Raw genomic sequence first — 19,317 nt, forward strand, 5'->3', positions numbered from 1 at the left:
GACTGCGGGACGCGAGCCTCGAGGAACTGGGCGAGGAGTGGCTCTCGATCGTGGTACCCTACCTCGAGTCCCTCGAACTCGAACTGCCGGTCAGCGCGCAGGTCGACGACGACACCTTCGAGATCACCGAGGAGATGCTCCCCGAGGAGCGCGGCCGGGACGGGAGTCACACCGACGCGTGGGTCGACCTTCACGACGACCTCACCCACACGTACCGCGACCTCGGGCGCAGCGAGACCACCAAAATTATGGACAAACCAGAATGAGCAGCGAGATGCCGGATCCGGATAGAGACGCGACCCCGTGTGCGTACACGGAGTACCGAGAGGGTGACGGGGTCGAGGACCTCCCCGCGACCGGCGAGGACGCTACGGGCGTCGAGGCCGACGTCTGGGAAGCCCTCTACGGGATCGAGGACCCCGAGATGCCGATCAGCATCGTCGACCTCGGGCTGATCTACGGCGTGACTATCGAGGACGGACACGCGGTCGTCGACATGACGCTGACCTACTCGGGCTGTCCGGCCAGAGACATGCTCACCGAGCAGGTCCAGGAGGCGGCGGCCGACGTCGAGGGCGTCGACGACGCCGAGGTGCGCCTCGTCTGGAGCCCCGAGTGGACGATCGAGATGGTGACCGAGCAGGGGAAAACGGACCTCCGGGAGTTCGGACTAAGCATATGAGACGGAGCCGAGACCCGAGCGTCACGACCAGCGGCGAGGACGCGGGCGCGGAGTGCCCGTACTGCGAGTCGACCGACACCGTCCGTGAACACCCGAAAGGGCCGTCGCTCTGTCGGTCGATGCACTACTGCAACGCCTGCGAGCAACCCTTCGAGAAGTTCGAGTAGTCGAGCCGACGTACGTTTTTCCCAGCGCGAGCGAACGCGCCCGTCGACGACCGGGGATCAAAGCTTTGGTATTCGGTGTCGTGGACTCGAGACGAGCCATGGCAGGCACTACCGAGCGAACCGCCCTCGAGGAGCGCCAGGAGCTGCAGTCCGAGCGGCTTCGCGACACCGTCGCTCACGCCTACGAGAACGTCCGGTTCTATCGCGATCGACTGGACGAGACTGGAGTTTCGCCCGAGGACATACAGTCAGTCGACGACCTCGAGCGGTTGCCGTTCACGACGAAAGAGGACTTCCGCGATGAGTATCCCGACGGCCTCTTCGCCGTCGACGCCGACGAGCTCCTGCGTATCCACGCCTCGTCGGGCACGACGGGCAAACCCAAGATCGTCGGCTACACCGAGCGCGACCTCGAGCTGTGGGACGAGGTGATGGCTCGGTCGATGGAAGCCGCGGGGATCGAACCGGGAGATACCGTCCAGAACGCCTACGGATATGGCCTCTTTACGGGCGGACTGGGGTTTCACGGCGGTGCTGAAGAACTCGGCACGACGGTGATCCCAACGGGCAGCGGGAACACCCAGCGACAGGTCGAACTCGCCCGCGACCTCGAGAGCGACGTCCTCGCCTGTACGCCGTCGTACGCGCTGTACTTCGCCGAGACCGCCCACGAGATGGGCGTCGATCCACGCGAGCTCCCGGTGTCGACGGTGCTGTACGGTGCCGAACCCTGTACCGAGCCGATGCGAGCGGAACTCGAGGACCGCCTCGGCGCGGCCGGAATCGAGAACTACGGGCTCTCGGAGCTGATCGGTCCCGGCGTCGCCGTCGAGTGTCGCGAGGCCCAGGACGGGATGCATATCTGGGAGGAACACTTCTATCCCGAGGTAATCGACCCACAGACGGACGAGACCCTTCCCGAGGGCGAGGAGGGAGAGCTGGTGCTGACCTCGCTGTCGAAGGAGGCACTCCCCGTTCTCCGGTACCGGACGGGGGACCTCACGTCGCTCACCTACGGGGAATGTGCCTGTGGCCGGACGACGGCGCGAATGGACAGCGTCACGGGCCGAGCCGACGACCTGCTCATCGTCCGGGGGGTCAACCTGTATCCGAGCCAGATCGAGGACGTCGTCCTCGAGTTCGACGCGGTGGCGCCCCACTACCGGATCGACCTCTCCCGCGAGGACGAACTGGATCGGCTGGCGCTGACCGTCGAGCTTGCGGAGGGGTTCGACGGCGACCGCGAACGGCTCCGGGAGGCGGTCCTCGAGCGCCTGGAGAACGCCCTCTCGGTCCGGCCCGATTCGCTCGACGTGGTCGAGTACGGAACGCTCGAGCGGACGGAAGTAGGAAAGGTCAAACGCGTCTACGACCACCGCTGACGCACGGTTGAGACGGATCCTGCGGCTGACCTGCTACCTTTATTACGATTCGTTCGGCACCGTGTTGCATGGACACCGAAGCGTTCTTCGAAGGGATGCCCTTCGCGTCCCTGCTGGGAATCGAGGTTACCGAGTGTGCCGACGGACACGCCGAGGGTCGCCTCGAGATGCGCGAGGAGCTCTCCTGGAACGAGGACGAGCTGATGGCCCACGGCGGCGTCACGTTTACGCTGGCCGACACCGTCGGCGGCGCGGCGCTGGTCTCGCTGGTCGACCAGCCCGTTCCGACGATCGATATGCGCATCGACTACCTCAGCGCGGGGACGGGCGACCTCTACGCCGAGGCCGACGTGGTGCGCTGTGGCAGCGACGTCGGGACGGTCGACGTCGAGGTCTACGCGGCGAAAGATGACACGCTGATCGCGGACGCCCGCGGCGTCTACAAAACCGGGTAGTCGGGGAGCAGGTCAGTCGGTCCCCGAGGCCGACTCGCTCGGGTCGGCCGCGCGATCGCAGCCGTCGGCGTCGGGTCGCAACACCCGCTGGTCGACCGTCGCGGCGGCGACCTCACCGTCCTCGAACAGCAGCTCCTTGTACTCGAACGCGAGGAAGAGATCGAGTTGGTCGTCGTAGTGGGGGGCGGGCTCCCCGTCGGGCGAGACGTACCCGGAGTTGCCCGGCGGCAACACGTTCTCGGCACAGACGACCTCGTCGCCGATTCGGACGAAGTGGTTCTCCGTGCCGCGGTTCATGAACGGCAGCTCACCCGCGTCGCCGACGCCGACGGGCATCCCGAACAGGACGACGTTCTCGAGGTCGTCGACCGCGACGTCGGCGCGCCAGTCGTCGACGTCGAGGCCGTACTCCTCCTCGAGTTCGGCGACGGCCTCCTGGAACGCCTCGCGGAACACGGCGTCACGGTCGCCGTCGAAGTAGTCGACCGCCGTCTCGAGTGCCGTCTCCTCGGGGTAGAGCGCTCGCATGAGCGTGGCGCGGCCGTACCGGAAGTCCAGGAACGTCATCGCGGACTCGAACTGCTCGCCGAACGTCGGCGCGAAGGTCCGCTCCATCAGCCGCGGGAAGAACGCGTCGAAGACGGTGTATCCGGGCGGGTACGTTCCCATGTAGTCCTCGCCGTCGGCCTGCCCGTAGTCGTCCCACGCCTCGAGGGCCGCCTTCGCCTCGCTCTCGGTCTCGGAGAGGTCCGCACCGTCGAGCGCCTCGAGCAGGAACGGCTTGTACCGGATCGCCCGCAGGTCGACGAAGGAGGTGTCGTACACCATCTGCTTCAGGTTGTCGTAGCTGACCGACCCGGTCGTCTCGAGTTCGTGTTCGACGAGGTTGATGAAGCGCTGGACGCGGTGGTCGACGCCCCACGAGTAGCTGCGGTCGCCGTTGTCCCAGTCGGGCGCGGGCTTGTTGTTCCACTGGGCGGAGTAGCCCACCGGCGGGTTGATGCTGTAGGGTACCTCGCCGTCGGCTGCTCGCAGGAAGTCGTCGTCGGTCAGTTCGTGTTCGGTGCCGTCGGCCGGCAGCCGGGTGTCCCACGGAACGGACTCGAAGTCGGGGTAGCGACCGAGGTGGAAGAAGCCGATGCCGCCCTCGCCGGCCCACATGAAGTTGAGCGCGTAGTCACACTGCCTGGCGGCCTCGCCGTAGCTCTCGACGTCGTCGGCGAACTGTGCGTCGTAGAACGCACGGAAGCAGCGCATGTCCCGGCCGTCGAACGCTCTGGTCTGGGCGATCGCTTCGCCGGCGTCGGGATCGTAGTCGGTGACGACGCCGTGGCGGGTCCGGCGAACGGTGTGAGTCACGTCCTCGGCATCGGCGACCTCGATGCACTGTTCGTCCTCGTCCATCTCGTACCACTCGCCGCCGAACTCGTACTTTGCGGGCCCGTCCTCGGCCGTTCGGATCGACTCGACGAACGTCTGGATGCTCTTGTCGATGCCTGCCGTCGACGTGAACGAACCGTCGCCGTTGTGACCGAACATGATGGCCGGGTAGCCCGTCACCGTGATCCCGGCGACGTCGAAGTCGGGGCCGTGGAGACCAACCTCGTACATGACCGAGGGCGTAGAGAACTCCATCTGTGGACCACCCATCAGGAGGTGGTCCCCGCTCTCGGTGACGTCGCCGTGGACCACGAGCGCGTTCGAGCCGACCGTCGTCGGAATCCCGAGTTCGTGCGCACCGTCGACGAGCGTCCCCAGTCGCTCCTGCTGGCGCTCGAACGTCCCGGCGGGATCGCTCGAGAGGCGATACTCGCCCCCGGTGACCCGGTTGCTAACGTCGTTCGTCTCGCCGTCCGAGATCCGATCGGCGTAGATCCCCGCCGCCGCCGTCGGCGGCGTGAATCCGGGGTTCGGGACGTCGCCGGACGTCGGCGCGTCCGGGTCGTCGCCCCACTGGAGGTCCTCGAACAGCGCCCACGCCGTCTCCTCGTCGTACTCGGCCTCAAGCCCGGCCAGCACGGCCGCGTTCAGCCCCTCGAGGTTCACCCCCGAAAAGAACGCCATCGTCGCGACGAAGACCCCCGCAACGTCGACCGGGTCCCACGGCTCCGGTTCGAAGTCGTGTTCGACGAACCCGCGGTGGAACCCCGGTCGGTCGCTCTCGCCAGAGCGTACGTCCTCGATGTGACGGTTGATCCCGTCGGCGTAGGCCCGCAAGACGGCGCGGTGTTCGTCCTCGAGTTGCGTCTCGATCTGTTCGGCCAGCGGAATCGCGCTGTCGTGGTTGATTCGGGCCTCTCGATCGAACTCGATCCACTCCTCGCCCAGCACCGCGGCGACGGTGCCGTGGTAGTATCGCCGATAGAGCTCGAGCTGGTAGAGGCGATCCCGAGCCGTCGCGTACCCGTAGCCGTAGAAGACCGGCTCCGGTCCGCGGCCGTCGCGCGCGTAGACGTGCGGGACGCCGTACTCGTCCCGTCTGATCCGAACGGCGGTCTCGACCCCGTCTTCCTCCTCGTAGGCCAGCGCCGTCGACCCCACGAACTGTCCCGCGGTAGCCACGGCGCTCGCTTTCAGTAGGCTGCGCCTATTGAGTGGTGCTACCATGGCTCTTGAACCACGGTAGCTGACATATACGTCCCGATGGCGGAGATTCTTACTGGTTGAAGGGTTCGGAGTCGACTCAACTACCGGAGTTCGGGCGCGACTTCGTCGCCGAGGCGCTGGACGCAGTCGATCGTCGCCTCGGTCTTGACGCCGGGGTAGTACGTCCGGAAGATAAAGTGGATATCGTCGCCGAGCGCCTCGCGGTAGCTCTCGAGTTCCTCACGGACCTGCTCTGGCGTGCCGAAGATCGCCTGTTCTTTCAGTTCCTGCTTTCGGTCCTCGTCGAGTTCCTCGACCGACTCGCCCGAAAAGATCTCCGCGTAGCGGCGCTGGAGGTAAAAATAGCCGTCGCGTATCGCCTCCCAGGCCGCCTCGCGGGAGTCGCCGACCCAGCCGTGCTGGAGGACGTAGATCGTGAACTCTCCCTCGAGCCCCTCTGTCTCTCGAACGGTTCGGATGTCCTCGACGCGCTTTCGTACGCCCTCGAGTGACAGTGCGGACGGCGCACACCAGCCGTCACCGACTCTGGCTGCGCGCCTGACGGCGGGTTTGGCCGCGCCGCCGAGCATGACCGGGACGTCCCCTCTGGCGGGTTTCGGCGTGATCGAGACGTCGGTCGGAACGTCGTGGAACTCGGCGTCGTACTCGAGATCACCCTCGCTCCAGGCGCCTCGCAGAAACGGGACGAGATCCGCGAGCCGTTCGGCACGTTCCTCGCGCGGGACGCCGAAAACGTCGAACTCGCGGGGGTTCGAGCCGATAGCGAGTCCGAGCGTGAGCCGGCCGTCAGAGAGGAGATCGACCGTCGCCGCGTCCTCGACGAGCCGGATCGGGTCGTACAGCGGTCCGAGCGCGACGCAGCTGCCGATCTCGAGGTCGTCGCTCTCGGCGGCCATCGCTCCGAGCGCCGGCATCGTTCCCGAAAGGTAGCCGTCCTCGGCGAAGTGGTGTTCCGAGACCCACGCGCTGTCCAGGCCCGCGCTCTCGATCTCGCGGGTCAACTCGAGAATCTCGTCGTACAGTTCGCTCGGTTCGCGGTCGTCGTCGGGCCGCTGCTGGGCGGTAAAGAGGCCAGTCCCGAGTTTCATACTCTCGGCATCACCGGGAACCGGCTTAATGGTTGGCGAACCAGCTAGTGGTCGTGTGCTACTTCGGTTTGAAACCTTCTATCGTCGCTGTGAACACCACGAAAGGGGCTGTCGTGGTGTTTTCGATGGTCTCCGTACTGCTCGAGCGGTACCGATCACCAGTCTCATCTCGAACGGTTCGAACGATCAGTAGTCGATAGTGGTGATCTCCTCGACGGGCCACTGGCTCAGAATCTCGACACCGTTCTCGCGAACGACGACCATCTCCTCGACGCGGACGCCCTGGCGACCCGCGGGCTCCTGGGTCTCGACGGCCATCGTCATCCCCTCCTCGATCTCGATGGGGTGGTCCGGCGAGAGGCCGCGCCAGATCAGGGGCACCTCGTACAGCTGGAGGCCGAGCCCGTGGGCCCAGTGGTTGGTCGTCAGCTGCCAGTGTTCGTCGGCGTCGTAGTAGTCGGCATGTTCGCCCTCCATGTCGGGAAAGCCCTGCGCGATCTCGTCGGTCGTCGCGCCTGGCTCGATCCGCTCGAGGACGGCGTAGAGGTTGTCTCGAGCGGTCTCGTAGGCCTCCCGCTGTTCCTGGGTGGGCTCGCCCATCGAGAACGTGCGGTAGTAACAGGATCGGTAGCCCAGGTAGCCGATATTGTAGAAATCGGCGTAGACGAGGTCGCCGGGTCGGATCGCCCGATCGGTGGTGTTCGCCTGGTGTTTCGGCCAGGTGTTCGGTCCCGAGGTGAGATACCCCCCGCCGACGAACGCGCCGTGGCGCCAGAGCTCTTGTACGGCGTCGCCCCAGACCTCGTTTTCGCGCTTTCCGGGTCTCGCGGACTCTTTGATCCGCTGGAAGCCGGCCTCACATATCGCCGCGACCTGGCGCAGGCACTCGATCTCCTCGGCGGTCTTGACCTTCCGGGCGTCTTCCATCACCGACTGCGCCGTTTCGGGATCGGTCTCGACGCCGTGCTCTTCGAGAGCCTCGAGCAGCCCCCGGTTGCCGACGTCGACGCCGAGTTTCTCGTCGGCGACGCCGTACTCCTCCATGGCTTCGTAGACGGTTTCGGCCATCGTCGACAGCAGGAACCGACGGGCCGACGGACTGCCCGAGGCCCGCGGAACGTTGCCCAGCCCGGGACAGGCGTAGCGGATGTCGTGGAGCCACGGGCAGTTCGCCCGCTGGTTGCTCGCGTGGTCGGCGGTGTCCCAGTGAACGATATCACCGTCCTCGGTGAGCAGCGTGTAGTGATCCGCGCCGCTGCCGCCGGTCATCGCCAGCCCGGTCACGTATCGAATATTCGGATCGGAGACGAGCAACATCGCGCCGAGGTCAGTCTCTCGGAGGCGCTCGAGAGCCCGCTCCCTGCGCTCCCCGCGCAGCCGCTGGGTGTCGATCCGTTCCTCCCAGTCGACGGCCTGGGTTCCCAGCGTCCCTTCCATGTAGTCGCGCTCGTGGAACGTCATGGCCTGACGTATCAGGGGAACCTACTAAATCGTACCGCTGTCGGGCGGCCGGCGGCGCACGGAGGCCACACTATAAGAGCCGTGGCGTCGTGCGGTAGCACATGCCAGTACCAGGATACGATCCGGAAGACATCGACGACACGCTCGAGACGCTCCTCGAACCCGATGAGATCGAAGAGTATCTGGACGACGAACAGCTCGAGTCGTACCGAAACGGCGGCGATGACCTAGTAGACCTACTGGAGGGCGACGAGATCCGCCGCATCCTGGATCGGAAGGACGCGTCGATCGACGCTCCCGACTGAGTCGCGACGAGATTAGTCGTCGTCCGCGTCAGCCGAGCAACCCTCGCCGTGGCCCGGGACGTCTTGGCCCTCGATCGCGTGCTGCGGTGGGACGTCGATCGCCGGACTTTCCTCGAAGAAGTTGACCGGCTGGAGCTTGAAGCTGTAGACCTGTACCGGGAGGATCGGCCAGTCCTCCGGACGGGTGACGTGGTTCACGCCGAGCGTGTACCAGAGAACCAGGTCCTCCGCCTCGAGGTCGCGGTCAGCCGCGGTCCAGGCCGGGAGCCCCGCGCCGCCGGGGTGTTGGTTCGGGTACCGACCCGACGGATACCGTTCGTCCTCGCGGAACGGCGTCGCCCACAGGTGGTACTTGATGAAGCCGGAGCGTTTCATCACGCTCGAGTCGTTCTGTACGGCCGCCTCGACGTTGCCACCGGGCATCAGTCGGTAGCCGGTCGGCTTCCCGAGCCGGTTCGTCTCCTCGAGGTTGACGACCTGCCAGTATCGACCCTTCAGCGGATCGATAAGCTCCTTCGCCGCCGTCTCGCTCGCCAGCTTCTCGCGTGTTGCGTAGAAGGCGTTCCCGCCGGGGTTGTGGGTGCGGTCATCGGCGTCGCCCATCGGATCGAGGCCGTCCGGCCCGGCCGGGACCTGCTGGTTCTCGACGCGGTAGAGCGTGTTCGGGCCGTCGTCGACGTTCACGTCCAGCCGGAAGTTGAAGAAGTGCTGGTGGATCGGGCCGCTGAGCTGCGGCGCGACGAGTTCGCCGTACCCCGAGGGATCGTCGTCCGGACCGACGGCGGAGACGCTGTCGATCCCCGTCAGCCGAACCTCGACCTCCATCGAGGCGTCCTGGTAAAAGTACCAGTTGAAGATGTAGTCGTAGTTGCCGACCGCGGCGACGAACGAGACGACCAGTCGTCGGCGCCTGCGGACCTCGTCGCTGCCGGTGCGCCAGTCGCTTCGCTCCCAGAGGGTGCCGTTGTCCTCCTCGTGGAGACAGATCGCGTTCTCGAGGACGTTCGCGTCGCCGCCGGCGGTGTTCATCACGGCGTCCCAGTAGTGCATGTGGCCAAGACAGTCACAGCCGTTGGTCAGCGACTTCGCAAGCCGGCCGATGTTGTACTCGCCGACGTCCATCGCGTTCTTGAACCGGTCGTTGATGTCGGCCGTGCCGTAGGGCACGGACATCTCGGCACACGACGCGCGGTCGATGATCGAGCGCACCTCGCCGTCGTCCTCGTAGCCGATATTGTACAGCACGAGCCCCTCGCGCTGGGTCCAGCCGACGCGCATGTGCCACCCCTGCCACTCGAGCTTCTGTCCCTCGACGCTCCAGCTCGGTCCGTTCGGCTGGTCGACGTTGTAGGCGGTCAGGTCGTCACGGAGGTCGACGTCGTCCTCGCGGTAGGCCATCCCCTCCGGCGGCAGCGGCTCCTCGTCGTTGGGCGGGCCGTAGTCGACGACCTCGACGACCTCCATCCGATCCAGGTCTACGAAGGTGTGGACGCCGGTCACCGGTTTCGCGTACCCCTCGTCGCCGTCGTCCTCGCTCGGCCGGAGAAACGTGAGTCCGTGGGCTAGCCGCTTCGACCGATCGACGCCCTCGGGGACAAACTCGTGGCCGACTGACCACGGATCGACCATTGCCCGCTCGGTGTGCTCGATCCCGCGGCGCTCGAGGGCCGCCTGCCACTCTTCGTTTTCTTTGACCGTCTCCTCGCAGGCGATGAACTCCTCGATCGCGATCGAGGGCTGGGCGCCCTCGACGTGCTCCCAGGAGACCACGGCGTCGTCGTCCGGCGAGACGACGGCCTCGATGGTCTTCCGTTCCGCGCCGTCCCTAATGACGATCCGCGCTCGGCGGTCCGGAACGTCGCCGCCGTCGTCGTCGTACGCCGCGAGCTCGTCCTTCGCCGGTTCGGCCAGTTCGATCTTGATACAGAGACTCGAGTCGCCGAGCTCCCGTTCGTTGGTCAGAATCTCGTACGCCGACTCTATCTCTTCCGGCGAGAGCGGGTCGAGCGGGTGATCCGCCGCTGGCGTGTGTTCAAGTGCCATGAGGTGGGGAGCACGACTACCGATAAATAGGTTGCCGGCACCTGACGCCGTCGCCGACCGGACGCGGTGTGGCCGCGCGTGGAGCTACACCGGCTCGAGTCCGTGTTCCTCGCGCAACACGTCGATATACTTCCGGAAGCCCGACTCGAGGTCGTAGGCGGGTTCGTAGCCCAGATCCGCCTGCGCCTTGGTCATGTCGAGGTTCTGCGTCCAGGGGAGTTCGCCGTCCTCGGAGACCTTGATCTCGGCGTCGGGCACGATCGATTCGACGGTTTCGGCGGCCTCCCGGACCGTCGCCAGTACGCCGCGGACGTTGTAGACGCGCTGGGTGAGTTCGGCTTCGGGGGTGAAGGCCGCCTTCCGGAACGCCTGGGCGATGTCCTCGACGTGTTGCCAGTCGATCGCCTGGTCGCCGTAGTCGACGCTGTAGGGCTCGCCGAGTGCGGGTTTTTCGATGATGTTGGCGAGAAAGGCCGAGCCGCCGGTCTCGCGGTAGGGGCCGTAGGCGACCGTCGGCCGCAAGGCGACGTGGTCCAGTCCGTAGTCCTCGTGGTAGACCCGGGCCTGGTGTTCGTTGTACTCCTTGGTCGCGCCGTAGAGCGTGTCCGGATACAGGAGTTCGTCCTCGTCGACCCACTCGGCGTCGTAGTTGTGGGGCGGGGCGTAGGCCGCCGCCGAGGAGGCCCAGGCGACGCGCTCGACTTGATCGTCGAGCGTGCGGGCCGCCTCGAAGACGTTGTTCGTCCCCAAAATGTTCACGTCGGCCGCCGCCCGGGGGTTCTCGCGGGCGGTCGTCGTCAGCAGCGCGGCGAGGTGAACGATGTGGGTCGTTCCGGTCTCCTTGACTGCACGGATTACGTCGGTCGATTCGGAGACGTCACCCCGTCGCACCGCGACGTCGTCGGCGACGCCGAGATTCTCGAGGATCTCCGTGTCCGTCGAGAGGTCGTAGGCCACGACGTCGTGGCCGTGCTCGAGCAGGTCCTGTACCACGTAGGAACCGATGAAGCCGGTTCCGCCGGTTACCAGTACGGTCGCGTTGTCGTCGGTCATGTGTCCGTAGTATGTCGATCGTTCACGTATAGGTTGGTGGTCGTCCGATACGTTGCTACTCGTGGAGCCCCCCGACCGAGTCGTAGAACGAGGACGAGAGCGTCTCCGCCATGTCCTCCTCGCGGTCGATCCGGACGTCGATGACGTGAGGGGTATCGGCGGCTTTCCCCTCGGCCAGCGCGTCGGCGAACTCGTCGGGTTCAGTTACCCGACAACCGATCGCGCCGAACGCCTCCGCGATCTTCACGAAGTCGGTGTCGTGGAACTCGACGCCCGCGATGTCGCCGTCCTCGTGTTGCATCTGGCGGACCATCCCGAGGCTGGTGTCGTTCAGCACGACGAACGTCGGCGCGACGCCGTACTCGACGGCCGTCTCCACGCTGTTCATCGTCATCGAGAAGCCGCCGTCACCCGCAACGGCGATGACGTCTTTGTCGGTCGTCAGCGCCGCCGACACCGCGGCTGGGTTCGCCCACCCCATTCCGCCGACGCCGCCGCTGCCGAAGTAGGTGCGGACGGCCGGGGTCTGGAGGTAGTACAGCAGCCAGAACCGGTTGTTACCGGAATCGGCAGTGACGATGGTGTCCTCGTCGACGACGGCCTGGATCTCCTTGGCCGCGCGCTGGGGTTTGATCGGGGCCGAGTCGTCCTCGAACTCGGGGGCGGTGAACCACTCCCGAGCCTCGGCGGCGCGCTCGAGCGCCCAGTCGTTCTCCCCGCTCCCGGCGTCGGCGAGCGCCTCGAGGCTCGCTTTCGCATCGCCGATCAGTCCCACGTCGGCGGGGTAGACCCAGCCGGCGTTGCGGGCGTCGACGTCGGCGTGGACGATCGTCTGCTCCTCCGGACGAACGAAGTCGGGCGACTGCCAGTTGGTGTCCATCGGGTTCAGTCGACAGCCGACGACGAGCACCGTGTCGGCCTCGCTGACAACCCGGTTGGCACCCTCGTGGCCGAACGAGCCCATGACGCCCGCGGCGCGGTCGTCGGTTTCGGGGTACGTCGACTTCCCCAGGTAGGAGGTGACGACGGCGCAGTCGTAGGCGTCGGCGACCGCAGCGAGCTCGTCGTACGCTCGGGCTGCATGGATCCCGTTGCCCGCGACAATTACGGGCTTGGCCGCGTTCTCGAGCGCTTCGGCCGCCGAGGCCACGTCTGTCGCAGTCGGCGCAGCGTCCCAGGTCCGGACCTGTGCGCTCGCGTCCCAGACGGCCGGCGTCGGGTCGTGGGGAACGTCGTCGGTGATCGCACCCCCGTCCAGGATGACCGCGGTGGGACCGGGACGGCCCGCGACGGCGTGTTTGAACGCCAGTTGCGTGCTCCGGAGCGTCTCGGTCGGCGTCCGAGGAAACCACCATTCCTTGCTCACGCCGTCCAGAATGCTCGGCAGGCTGAATCCGCCGTAATCGCCCCGGGCCTGCTGGTAGGGTGCGAGCGTGGAGTACTCGCCCCGTTCGGAGGCCTCGGTGAGTACGACCATTGGTGAGGAGCCCAGCCGTGCCTCGAGCTGCCCCATCAGCCCCAAACTGCCGATCCAGGGTCCCTGGCCGGTGAGCACCCCCGGGTTTCCGGTGAGTCGGCCGTGCATCTCTGCCATCACGCTCGCCTCGCGCTCGTCGCGGGGTCGGACGAGGTCGATCTCCGACTCCGGCAGGTGCTCGAGCAGCTCGATCGCGCGCCCGCCGGGGTAACCGAAGACGTACTCGACGCCCAGTTCCTCGAGGGTTTCGACGAGCGCAGCGGTGGTGGTCGTCGTCATTCCTCGTCGACGTGGACCGTCTCCTCGACGATCATGCGCTCGCCGGCGTCGAAGTCGACGTAGTCGGCGGCGTCGGCCACCACCTCTTGGCCCGTTTCGGAGTCGAAGGCGTCCTCGAGCGCCGACATATCCTCGAAGGCGAGCTCGAGCACGCCGTCGTACTCGACGGCGTCGGGGTTCGTCGGGACCGACGTGGTGTAACGCTTCAGCCCGGGCAGGTCGCGCGCGAGGTCGGCGTGGTCGCCCTGCCACCACTCGACGAACTCCTCGTGGCTGTACTCGTCTCCGCGGACCAGAAACTCGACCTGTTTGATCATGCAGTCGTACTGTTGCGAGCCCTTCTCTTCGTTCTGTCGGTGCGACGCGTTCCCGATCGGCGTGACGATCGTTTCCGCGGCCCGAACAGCTATGTGTGACGACCGCACTGTCGCCTGTATGTCCGAGATGCCAGCGGTACGCGTCGACCACGTCGGGATCGCCGTCGAGTCGATCGAGGAGGCCGAGGGGCTGCTGTTCGCGCTCGGCTGCGAGAAGATCCACGAGGAGCGAAGCGAGTACGGGTCGTTCACCTGGGCGACGTACGTGTTAGGTGGTGCTTCACGGCTCGAACTCATCGCCCCCGAACCCGGCTCCGACTCCTTTCTGACCGAGTTCCTCGAGCGAAACGGGCCCGGCCTCCACCACGTTACGCTCGAGGTCGGCGACCTCGATCGAGCAGTCACCGCACTCGGGGAGCGGGACGTCGCGGTCGTCGACCGCGCCGAGTTCGACCACTGGACGGAGGCGTTCCTCCCGCCGAGCAACCCGACGGGCGCGCTGTTTCAGTTGATGGAGTACCACGACGGCTACGCCGAGACACGGGCGGCGGGAGAGACACTGTTCGTCGACGGAAAGCCGCTTTGAGGCTGCCAATCGGTCACGAGCCTCATCCTTTATTACTCCATAGCAAAAACCCACCGACCCGATGTACAAACACGCCGCTCTCCTCGTCCGCAAGGAGGGGATGAGCCACGAGGAGTTCGTCGACTACTGGCAGACCGAACACACCCCGATCGCCCGCGAGATCGACGGCGTCGTGCGCTACCAGCAGGTCCTCCCCACCGAGCCCGACCACGCCGAGTTCGATGGGATCGCCGAACTTTACTTCGAGGATCTCGAGAAACTGTACGACGCACTCGGGAGCGAGGGGTCGCGTGACTACGACCCCGAGAAGGGGAACGCGAAGGAGGCCCGCGAGGACGTCGACAACTTCCTCGCGATCGAGGAACGTCCCCGCTTCATCGGCGAGGAGATCGTCCAGAAGGACGAGGTCGACGGCGACACGGACGACCTCTACAAACACTCCGCCTTCCTCGTCCGCAAGGAAGGGATGAGCCACGAGGCGTTCGTCGACTACTGGCAGACCGAGCACACCCCGATCGCCCGCGAGATCGACGGTGTCGTGAAGTACAATACCGTCGTCCCGACCGATCCCGACAACGCCGAATTCGACGGTGTCGCCGAACTCTACTTCGAGGATCTCGAGAAACTGTACGACGCACTCGGGAGCGAGGGATCGCGTGACTACGACCCCGAGAAGGGGAACGCGAAGGAGGCCCGCGAGGACGTCGACAACTTCCTCGCGATCGACGAGCGACCCCGTCTCATCGGTCGGGAGCGACTCGTCAAACGCGAGGGAGAGCGCTGATCGAAATGGCGGACGCCGACTTCGAGCGACAGGTCCGCGAGGCGTTCCCCGAACTCGAGCGCATCGGGAGCGACGACCTTCGGGAGCGGGTCGTCGAGGCCTGGACCCTTGGCCTGGAGCGCGGCGGCTGGCGCGACGTCGACGATATTCCCTACGCCTGGAACATCCACGAAGTGACGAACGCCGAGCACGTCTGCGGGGTCACTCGTATTGCGCTCGAGAGTGCTCGCGAACAGCGGGAGTTCCACGGCGCCGACACCGACATCGACACGGTCGTCGCGGCCTGTCTGCTTCACGACGTCGGGAAGTGTTACGAGTACCCGGACCACGTCGACGACGCGCTCCTCGAGGAGCCCGACCCGCGGTACGTCAGCGAGGAGATTCCCCACTCCATCTCGGGGTACGCGCTGGCCCACGAGGTCGGCTGTCCGCTGGCCGTTCAGCGGGCGATCCCCCACTTCCTGGGAGAGGTGCCGACGCGCACGCTCGAGGCCGAACTCGTCAAGAGCGCGAACTCGGCGTCGTCGAACGCGATCACGCAGGCGACGTTGGGGATCACGCTTCAGGAGTGGGTCGAAGAGTACTCCCAGACCGCGTAAGCGAGTGGTGCGTTCGAATAGCGGGAACAGACTTTTGTCGGCGCGCTCACCACTACCGGTATGGGAAGCGAACCGGGACACAGACCGGTCGAGACCGTCGAGACCGCCCTCGAGATCGTCGCCCTGCTCAAACGCCGGGACCAAGCGGGCGTGACGGTGATCGCGGACGAACTCGGGATCGCGAAGAGCACCGCATCCCGCCACGCCCGAACGCTCGAGGATCGGGGCGTCCTCGTCCGAGAGAAGGGGGCGTATCGCCTCGGAACGTGGTTTCTCGACTACGGGACCTACGTCCGGAACCGGTGCCCCGTCTTCGAGGCGGCGAAGCCGAAGGTCGACGAGCTCGCCGCGGCGACCGACGAGAAGGTCTGGTGCGTGATCGAAGAACACGGCGTCGGCGTCCACATCTACGGCGCCGAGGGTCGCCACTCGGTGCGGACCCACGCTCGAGTCGGCAGGCGAACCCCGCTGCACCAGTTCGCCGCGGGAAAGGCGATCCTCGCGCACCTGCCCGAAGTGCGAATCGGGACGATCCTCGAGGAACGCGGGCTCGAGGCGGCGACCGACGAGACAATCACCGACCGATCGGCGCTCCGGGACCGTCTCGAGACGATCCGCGAGCGGGGGTACGCGATCAACCGCGAGGAGTCGGTTCGCGGGGTCCACGCGGTCGGTGCGCCGATCAGATCCGCCTCCGGCGACGCCGTCGCGGCGATCAGCGTCGCCGGCCCTGCCAATCGGCTCCGCGGGGAAGTGTTGACCGAGGAGCTACCGGCGCTCCTGCTCGGCGCGACGAACGAGATCGAGGTCAACCTCGCTCACTCCTGACTCGTCGCAGTGTGGCGTTCGAACTACTCGAACGAATTACGCTCGAGCGACCGATCACGCCGTCGAGTGTCGCGAGACATTACGAACATACCTCTGTAATATCCCGCCGGCGGATGAGTGGAAGAGACAGCACGAAATCATCTCCTTCCTCGTTGTTTCAATGATTCGAACGCAAAGGGAGTGACGCCACCTCGAGCGGTGTACATCAGTTCTGACAATTGTCACTGTTCGAAACATCTGATGCTATACATTACTAGTGTTGCCAATATAAAGCATCACTATAGCACAGTATTAACCGGTGAGATAGCTCTACTGCTCGAATTACCACCGACCAAGAAGTGGGTCGACTGGGTAGTTACCGAAGCGATCATTCTTCCCAGACCGTCCATTCTATCCGTTTTATGTACGCTTTTCCGGAATATATGCAGAGAGAGCCGAATCAACAAACCGTTCTAAATCGCTTTATTTTCGCTATCAGCTTCTGGAATAGCATAGAGTACTTGTATGAAAGCTGCAAAGACATAATCGAAAAGGCGCAGTAGTGTTGCGCCAGATGTGCATCTTCTGTCCTCGAAATCCAAGTCAATCAATTGGTGATTAACCAATTATCGAACCGGCAGCGTCGTCCTACGGGGTCCAGGCGACCGATCGGTGGTGCCGGCGCGCTCAGAGCTCCACCGATCGCTTCTCCTCAGCCGCCCGGTGTATCGCCTCGATGATACGCATATCGGCGAGCCCGTGGCGGCCGTCGGGGTAGATCTCGCCGTCGGTCAGCACACGGTCCGCGAAGTAGTCGAACACCTCCCGAACCTCCCGCTGGGCGTCGAACCCCTCGTGTTCGATTTCGATGGAGACATCACCGCGAGAGAGTTGCAGGGTCGCCTCACCGTGAAATGCCGGGTCGAGTTCGATCGTTCCCTCGGTTCCGGTGAGTTTCAAGTGGGTGTCCTCGTGGGCGCGCTGGCTCGAGGTCGTGATCACGTGAACGTCGTCCTCGAGCAACAGCGCGGAGGAGGCGCGTTCGTCGGGCACGTCGTCGAACGCCTCATGATGGGCAGTCATCCGCGAAGAGACTGCCACGGGCTCACGCCGGAGCAGGTATCGCGTCGTGTTGATCGAGTAGATGCCCAGATCCATTACGGAACTGCCGTACCCCGTGAGCTCCGGATCGAGGCGCCACTGATCGTGATCGGAGTTCATCTCGAGCAGCGGCTGGCCGTTCGCGCCGTAGACCGAGACCGGCTCGCCGATGAAACCCGATTCGACGAGCTCTCTCGCTCGGCGGACGGCGGGCTCGGTCTGCATTCGGTAGGCGATCATCAGGGGAACGTCGCCGTCCTCGCAGGCGTCGACCATCCGTTCGGCCCGCTCGACGGTCGCCTCCATGGGCTTCTCACAGAGAACCGCCTTCCCGAGGTCGGCCGCCGTCTCGGCGTACTCGAGGTGGTAGGCGTTTGGCGTGCCGACGTAGACGGCGTCGTAGGCGTCGCCGCCTTTCCCCTCGTGGTACTGGTCGTAGCTGATGCCGTGCTCGACGCCGTTCTCCTCGGCGAGCCGTTCGGCCTTCTCGGTCGAACTGCTCACGAGTACCGAGACCTCGCCGAGGTCGGAGTTCTCGATCGCCGGGATCGCGACGTCGACCGTCCACCAGCCGAGCCCGATCAGTGCGTACCGGACGATACCCTCCTCGGTCGTCTGCCAGTCCCGCTCGTCGTAGCCGTCGATCCAGTCGTGCATCTATGGAAAAGGTACTCGGAGGAGGAATAAAACTCCTCACCCGCCGACGACGAGCACCGGTCGGGTCGCGAGCCTGACGACCGCGTCGACGGTGCTCCCGAGCAGGGCACCCTTGAAATCCGACCGTCCGCGGCTGCCGACGACGATCGCGTCGACCCCGCAGTCGTCGGCGTAGGTGACGATCTCCTCGTGTGGGATCCCGACCCGAACGGCCGCCTCGACCGGAACACCGGCCGCCTCGGCTCGCTCCTCGAGAGTTGCAAGCGACGCCTCGGCCCGCCCCCGGAGGTGGCGCTCAACCTCGTTTGGATCGACGATGGCGTTGTCGTACTCGGTCCGGGTCTCGAGGACGGCGACGCCGTACAGCGTCGCCTCGAGCCGGTCTGCGAGATCGATCGCGTGCTCGACGGCTACCGACGCCGTCTCGCTGCCGTCGGTCGCGACGAGTATTGAGTCGTACATATTGGATCTACGCGAGCGAGCGACAAAGAGCTACGGCTGCGATCGGCTACCGGTTTCGCTTCGGCATCGTCGAGTGGCGCTTGACCGCGTTCATATCCGCCCGCTCGTTCGGCGGCGGCGCCATCGTCGAGTACCGCGACGACTCGCTCGAGCCGAGTCCGTCGTCGCCGGAGCCCAGCAGACCGTCGTCGTCCTCCTCGTCGTCTTCGTCATCTTCGTCATCTTCGTCGTCCAGGAGGCCACCGTCGTCTTCATCGTCCTCGTCTCCGTCGGCATCGTCCTCGGAGTCCAGAAGATCACCGGCGGAGTCGAGGAGTCCGTCCTCGTCTTCGTCATCCTCGTCGTCAGCCCCCGCTGCCGCCGCCAGCTGCTCCCGAACCGACTCGAGGTCGGCGCCGAACTCCTCGACCGACGAGTCTACGGCGTCTCGGAGGCGGTCCTCGAGTTCGTCGGTCGTACTCTCGTCGTCCTCCGCCTCGTCGTCATCAGCCGGCTCGTCGTCACCGTCTTCCGACTCGTCGTCGTCTTCATCTGCCGACTCCTCCTCGGCACCGTCATCCTCGTCGACTTCGGTGTCGCTTTGTCCCTCCGTTTCGTCGTCGCCGTCCCCCTCCTCGGTCGCCTCGCGGAGCCCGTCGATCGCGGTCTCGAGCTCGCCCTCCTCCTCGCGGTCGCCGAGCTTCGCGAGCCGGACCAGCCGTCGGAGCTCCTCGACGCGTTCGGGCTCGCCCTTGGTGATCGCCTCGGGGACGGTCTCGGGTTCGGTTCCGTCTTCGAGCGTGCCCAGTCCGACCGCCTCGAGCAGCTCGCGGGGGTCGGTCGACTCGAGGATGTCGGCCGCCTCCTCGGAGAGCTCGAGCAGGTCGTCGTCGGCGCCGTCGCCGTCGTCATCCGGAACGGCGAGCGCTCCGCTCTCGGTGCTGGCCTCGTCGAGAATCTCCGTAATACGGTCGTAGAGTTCGTCAGTCATGGTTCTGGATCGGGGTTGGGTGAGAGTCCGGACTC

Annotated in this window: 19 protein-coding genes and 1 pseudogene; 10 read left to right on the top strand and 10 right to left on the bottom strand. The window is 65.6% G+C overall.

Annotated features, from left to right (window positions below):
• From QA600_RS18275 to QA600_RS18295, 5 genes and pseudogenes are all read left to right on the top strand, one after another.
• Window positions 1-266 (top strand): annotated as a pseudogene (locus QA600_RS18275) (phenylacetate-CoA oxygenase subunit PaaI); the annotation flags it as partial.
• Window positions 263-682 carry a 1,2-phenylacetyl-CoA epoxidase subunit PaaD gene (gene paaD, locus QA600_RS18280; RefSeq protein WP_278293365.1) on the top strand — a complete coding sequence of 140 codons (420 nt, stop codon included), beginning with the start codon at window positions 263-265 and terminating at the stop codon, window positions 680-682. The pseudogene QA600_RS18275 and the gene paaD, both read left to right, overlap by 4 nt.
• On the top strand, window positions 679-849 hold the full coding sequence (paaE, locus tag QA600_RS18285) for a 1,2-phenylacetyl-CoA epoxidase subunit PaaE (RefSeq protein ID WP_005556097.1): 171 nt from the start codon (window positions 679-681) through the stop codon (window positions 847-849). Before paaD ends, paaE begins: the two co-directional genes overlap by 4 nt.
• A 98-nt stretch (window positions 850-947) precedes the next feature.
• Window positions 948-2,231, top strand: a complete 1,284-nt coding sequence (gene paaK / locus QA600_RS18290; RefSeq protein ID WP_278293366.1) for a phenylacetate--CoA ligase PaaK — start codon at window positions 948-950, stop codon at window positions 2,229-2,231.
• A 68-nt stretch (window positions 2,232-2,299) separates the two neighbouring features.
• A complete protein-coding gene (locus QA600_RS18295; RefSeq protein WP_278293367.1) occupies window positions 2,300-2,686 on the top strand; it encodes a PaaI family thioesterase in 387 nt (128 codons plus the stop codon).
• Window positions 2,687-2,698: 12 nt separating this feature from the next.
• Here QA600_RS18295 and QA600_RS18300 read toward each other — a convergent pair whose 3' ends face one another.
• From QA600_RS18300 to QA600_RS18310, 3 genes are all read right to left on the bottom strand, one after another.
• Window positions 2,699-5,293: a penicillin acylase family protein gene (locus QA600_RS18300; protein WP_278293368.1), complete on the bottom strand. Its 2,595-nt coding sequence runs from the start codon at window positions 5,291-5,293 to the stop codon at window positions 2,699-2,701.
• Between the two features lie 80 nt (window positions 5,294-5,373).
• Window positions 5,374-6,381, bottom strand: coding sequence for an LLM class flavin-dependent oxidoreductase (locus QA600_RS18305; RefSeq protein ID WP_278293369.1), 1,008 nt, complete (start codon window positions 6,379-6,381; stop codon window positions 5,374-5,376).
• Window positions 6,382-6,567: 186 nt separating this feature from the next.
• Window positions 6,568-7,842 carry a M24 family metallopeptidase gene (locus tag QA600_RS18310; protein ID WP_278293370.1) on the bottom strand — a complete coding sequence of 425 codons (1,275 nt, stop codon included), beginning with the start codon at window positions 7,840-7,842 and terminating at the stop codon, window positions 6,568-6,570.
• Window positions 7,843-7,943: 101 nt separating this feature from the next.
• Between QA600_RS18310 and QA600_RS18315 the strand changes: the two genes are divergently transcribed.
• Window positions 7,944-8,147 carry a hypothetical protein gene (locus QA600_RS18315; RefSeq protein WP_278293371.1) on the top strand — a complete coding sequence of 68 codons (204 nt, stop codon included), beginning with the start codon at window positions 7,944-7,946 and terminating at the stop codon, window positions 8,145-8,147.
• Between the two features lie 12 nt (window positions 8,148-8,159).
• On the opposite strand, the gene QA600_RS18320 is transcribed toward QA600_RS18315, so the two are convergent.
• The 4 genes from QA600_RS18320 to QA600_RS18335 all read right to left on the bottom strand — a co-directional run bounded on the left by QA600_RS18320 (window position 8,160) and on the right by QA600_RS18335 (window position 13,316).
• Window positions 8,160-10,190 carry a primary-amine oxidase gene (locus QA600_RS18320; protein ID WP_278293372.1) on the bottom strand — a complete coding sequence of 677 codons (2,031 nt, stop codon included), beginning with the start codon at window positions 10,188-10,190 and terminating at the stop codon, window positions 8,160-8,162.
• Window positions 10,191-10,274: 84 nt separating this feature from the next.
• Window positions 10,275-11,243, bottom strand: a complete 969-nt coding sequence (locus QA600_RS18325) for an NAD(P)-dependent oxidoreductase (protein WP_278293373.1) — start codon at window positions 11,241-11,243, stop codon at window positions 10,275-10,277.
• A gap of 55 nt (window positions 11,244-11,298) precedes the next feature.
• Window positions 11,299-12,999 (bottom strand): thiamine pyrophosphate-binding protein, encoded by a 1,701-nt coding sequence (locus QA600_RS18330; RefSeq protein WP_278293374.1) that lies wholly within the window; start codon window positions 12,997-12,999, stop codon window positions 11,299-11,301.
• Window positions 12,996-13,316: an EthD family reductase gene (locus tag QA600_RS18335; protein ID WP_278293375.1), complete on the bottom strand. Its 321-nt coding sequence runs from the start codon at window positions 13,314-13,316 to the stop codon at window positions 12,996-12,998. Before QA600_RS18335 ends, QA600_RS18330 begins: the two co-directional genes overlap by 4 nt.
• 118 nt (window positions 13,317-13,434) lie before the next feature.
• On the opposite strand from QA600_RS18335, the gene QA600_RS18340 reads away from it, so the two are divergent.
• The 4 genes from QA600_RS18340 to QA600_RS18355 all read left to right on the top strand — a co-directional run bounded on the left by QA600_RS18340 (window position 13,435) and on the right by QA600_RS18355 (window position 16,113).
• Complete coding sequence (locus tag QA600_RS18340) at window positions 13,435-13,902, top strand: VOC family protein (protein WP_278293376.1); 468 nt, start codon at window positions 13,435-13,437, stop codon at window positions 13,900-13,902.
• 61 nt (window positions 13,903-13,963) lie between these two features.
• Window positions 13,964-14,686: an EthD domain-containing protein gene (locus tag QA600_RS18345; protein WP_278293377.1), complete on the top strand. Its 723-nt coding sequence runs from the start codon at window positions 13,964-13,966 to the stop codon at window positions 14,684-14,686.
• A gap of 5 nt (window positions 14,687-14,691) precedes the next feature.
• A complete protein-coding gene (locus QA600_RS18350; protein ID WP_278293378.1) occupies window positions 14,692-15,285 on the top strand; it encodes an HD domain-containing protein in 594 nt (197 codons plus the stop codon).
• Between the two features lie 60 nt (window positions 15,286-15,345).
• Window positions 15,346-16,113 (top strand): IclR family transcriptional regulator, encoded by a 768-nt coding sequence (locus QA600_RS18355; RefSeq protein WP_278293379.1) that lies wholly within the window; start codon window positions 15,346-15,348, stop codon window positions 16,111-16,113.
• A 666-nt stretch (window positions 16,114-16,779) separates the two neighbouring features.
• On the opposite strand, the gene gfo6 is transcribed toward QA600_RS18355, so the two are convergent.
• From gfo6 to QA600_RS18370, 3 genes are read right to left on the bottom strand one after another with little or no spacing between them, the layout of a single operon-like run.
• Window positions 16,780-17,850 (bottom strand): D-xylose 1-dehydrogenase Gfo6, encoded by a 1,071-nt coding sequence (gfo6, locus tag QA600_RS18360; RefSeq protein WP_278293380.1) that lies wholly within the window; start codon window positions 17,848-17,850, stop codon window positions 16,780-16,782.
• Window positions 17,851-17,886: 36 nt separating this feature from the next.
• Window positions 17,887-18,312 carry a universal stress protein gene (locus tag QA600_RS18365; protein ID WP_278293381.1) on the bottom strand — a complete coding sequence of 142 codons (426 nt, stop codon included), beginning with the start codon at window positions 18,310-18,312 and terminating at the stop codon, window positions 17,887-17,889.
• A 46-nt stretch (window positions 18,313-18,358) separates the two neighbouring features.
• Window positions 18,359-19,282 carry a hypothetical protein gene (locus QA600_RS18370; protein ID WP_278293382.1) on the bottom strand — a complete coding sequence of 308 codons (924 nt, stop codon included), beginning with the start codon at window positions 19,280-19,282 and terminating at the stop codon, window positions 18,359-18,361.
• Window positions 19,283-19,317: the final 35 nt, after the last annotated feature.

Origin of the sequence: Natronococcus sp. A-GB1 (genome assembly GCF_029688845.1) — an archaeon.
In the GTDB taxonomy this organism is placed as follows: Archaea; Halobacteriota; Halobacteria; order Halobacteriales; family Natrialbaceae; genus Natronococcus.